This is a genomic window from uncultured Clostridium sp., assembly GCF_937920395.1.
In the GTDB taxonomy this organism is placed as follows: Bacteria; Bacillota; Clostridia; order Clostridiales; family Clostridiaceae; genus Clostridium_AD.
Genome location: NZ_CALEVF010000301.1, coordinates 1 through 3294, shown reverse-complemented (window position 1 = coordinate 3294; position 3294 = coordinate 1). Strand labels below are relative to the sequence as shown.

Below are 3294 nucleotides of genomic sequence, written 5' to 3'. Positions count from 1 at the left end.
ATATTTTTGAATAACTATTTACTATAGGATCATTTTTATCAACTATATAAAAATCAGAAGTTCCATCTAATGCATCAATAACAACTTTAACTGAATTCCTTACATAATTTTTTCCATCTTGTGGCTGTGAATATGGGTATCTATTGGAAGTTGTATATCCATCTATAATCCAATATAATCTCCCACCATTTATTACAATGTACGGATCATTATCATATGTTAAAAAAGGAGCAATTTTTTTTACTCTTTCAAGTATATTCCTATCAATTAATATTTTACTATTTGATGTAATATCATCGGACAATAAAAATTTAGCGCTTTTTTGTTTTATTGCAAATAGGATTCTATTAACAATATTCATCTTTATACCAGCTTTACCATCATAATTATTCATTTGATTTTCCCCACCTTTAGGGTAATCAAGCTCTCCAATTTTATTATCAACAATGCTATAATCATTGGTTTTTTCACCAAAATATATTCTGGGATTTGCTAACTTTATATTAGTTTTATTTTCTAGTGGTATATTGTTAATTATGAAATCTGGCTGTCCTTCTCCCGTTACGGAATTCACCTTGCTCACTACTACCCCATATCCATGTGTATAAACTAAATGTCTATTTTGCCAAGTATTTGAATTGCCTTTTAAAGAATCTAAATTAACTTCTCTCGGTGCAATAAATACTTGATTATATTTTCCATTAATATAATATCTATCAATATCTATATCATTAAATCCATAGTAATACCTTAAATATTGGAATTGATTATAAAATTCTAATGCTGGCTTATACGAATTTATTTTTATATTACTAATAGTATCTTTATTTTCTTTAATATCATCTTTGGTTAAATTATTTTTTATTTCAAATGGTATTTCATCTATATTATTTATATTAAAAGCTTTCCTTGTACTATCTATATTGTACTGAATATAAGGTTTTTCTAAGGTTTTTTCATTTGATTGAACTTCAAATTTTTGAACTGCAGTTGATGTTATACTTTCCCCAATAACTAAAGTAGCTATCACAATAATAGATATAACTATGGGTTTTATCTTATATTTTAATATGCTTATAAATGTAATTATAGCAGATATCAAAGATACTACCGCTATTATCTCATAAAACCTTAATGTTACATGTACATCTGTATAACTTGCCCCAAAGACTATTCCCTTTTGTGAGTATACTAAATCCCACGATTTAATTAAATATCCTAAAGATAATAATAACAATACAATTGCAAATAAAGTGGCAAGTTGCCTTGTTGCAAATAGAGTTAATTTATCTCTTGTGTTTTTAACTTTTTTAACTTTTTTAAGTAAAGATAAATTGTTCCTTTTTTTTGGATACATTATATGATTTTTTACCCTTAATATACTATACGTTATTATTGTAATTATCATTAAACCCGCAATAATCATTATAACCATCTTATATAGTGATTCAATTAATGGAAGTTTAAATATAAAAAATGAAATATCCTTTTTAAATAATGGATCCAAAGTATTAAACTTTGTAGTACTCGTAAATTGTAATATTGTATACCAATATTTAGATGCAAAACTAGAAGAAATTATAAAAGAAATTATAGTATTGATTAAAATACTAATACCATGTTTTATTTTTTCTTTATTTTTATTAACATCATCAATCTTTTTACCTCTTAAAAAAATCCCTTTAAATGTTTTACAATATGTCCAGATTGATATATAGCATACTATAAATACTGGTACCATTAACTTTAAAATAGATGTTATCTTAGTAAAATATACAGATAGATATCCAACTTCTTTAAACCATTCAATATTTATGGCTAGATTAACTATGTTACCTAAAAAAATTATAATAAATAATATTATCACTATAATAGTTGCTATCGTCTTTTTCCCTTTCAGAAGATTCACCTCTTATTTGATTGGTTAAAATAATATTATATAAAATAAAATAAACTAATCAGAAATTAAATATTTTTTTTCTTTCAATTCCTTTATAATACATTCAATAATTTCCTCGTTTTCTGCCTTTATAGTATGAAGGTGTACACCTTTAGTTAACGATGATAATAGTTGAACACTTGATTCTTTAAACTTTTTTGTAAATTCTTCAATATCCATAAGTGTTTTTATCATAATCATTGCTCTTATTTCGCCGTATAAAGGGTGTTCTACTGTTACATCTTCTACTACTCCACCGAACTTAACAATGCATTCAAGCTCGTCATATATGTCATTACGGCCATGTGAAACTGCTATTACTTTCCGTACAAAATTATTTTCTTCGCTAGGAATTAAATAACCTTCTGGAGTTGCAATTATGTTTACTCCCTCTGCTCTTACAATTGCTATATCTTTTACAATGACCTGCCTTGTAACTCCTAATTTTTCTGCTAGAAACTGACCTTTATATGTATTATCATTTGTAATTAATAGATTTTTTATATATTTTCTTCTTTCCTTTGAATTCATTTTATCCTCCTAGTATATGTATTTATTTATATTCTAGCACTCTTCACTTATTATTAATAATGTTATTTAGCATACATTTTTTTACTTTTTTTAACGTAAATAATAAATATTTTTAAGTCTTATTATAAATAGTCATAAAAAAAGAAACTACTATTAGCTTCTTAATTTTTATCATCACATTCTTTTAATATATTCAGTTCTATATCATCCATTATATTATTATGATGATTTTTTACTAAAAATAAAAATCTATCATCATACCCATATTGTTTTAATATTTCATATCCTATCTCTCCATGGTTATAATATATATTAACATTTTTAAATTTATTATATACTCTAATCTTTCCATTTGTTATTTTATTTAGTACAACCATTATAGATTTATCTATTGGATTCATTGTACTGTATATCTTACCTATATCATGTAGCAATGCTACTTTTATCAATTCAAATGATTGTATTTTTTTCTGTGTACACTTTATTTCTACATCTCTAGCTACATTTATACAATGCTTTTGCTCATATTTAGGTAATTGATTAAATAACTTCAATTCATAATTTTTTAAATGAATTTTTAGGAAATCTACATCTTTATCATTAATTTTAGCAACTAATGATCTGTAAAACTGCTTTATTCTATATAGTGACAATGTAGCTCTCCTTTCATATTCAAACTTAGTTAACATTTTTAACATCTTATTTATTATATTTCTTAATTTAAAACTAATTTTTAACGAAAAAAAAACAGTCCATATTAGACTGTTTTTTTGGTGGAGATAAAGGGAATCGAACCCTTGACCCCCTGCGTGCAAGGCAGGTGC

The 3294-nt window shown here is 24.9% G+C and carries 3 protein-coding genes; all 3 read right to left on the bottom strand.

Features of this window, described 5'->3' with window-relative positions:
• On the bottom strand, window positions 1–1909 hold a 1909-nt coding region (locus tag Q0649_RS19080), incomplete at its 3' end, for a UPF0182 family protein (protein ID WP_298845676.1).
• A 45-nt stretch (window positions 1910–1954) separates the two neighbouring features.
• Window positions 1955–2470: a transcription repressor NadR gene (locus tag Q0649_RS19075; protein WP_298845674.1), complete on the bottom strand. Its 516-nt coding sequence runs from the start codon at window positions 2468–2470 to the stop codon at window positions 1955–1957.
• Between the two features lie 161 nt (window positions 2471–2631).
• On the bottom strand, window positions 2632–3294 hold a 663-nt coding region (locus Q0649_RS19070; RefSeq protein WP_367179415.1), incomplete at its 5' end, for an HD domain-containing protein.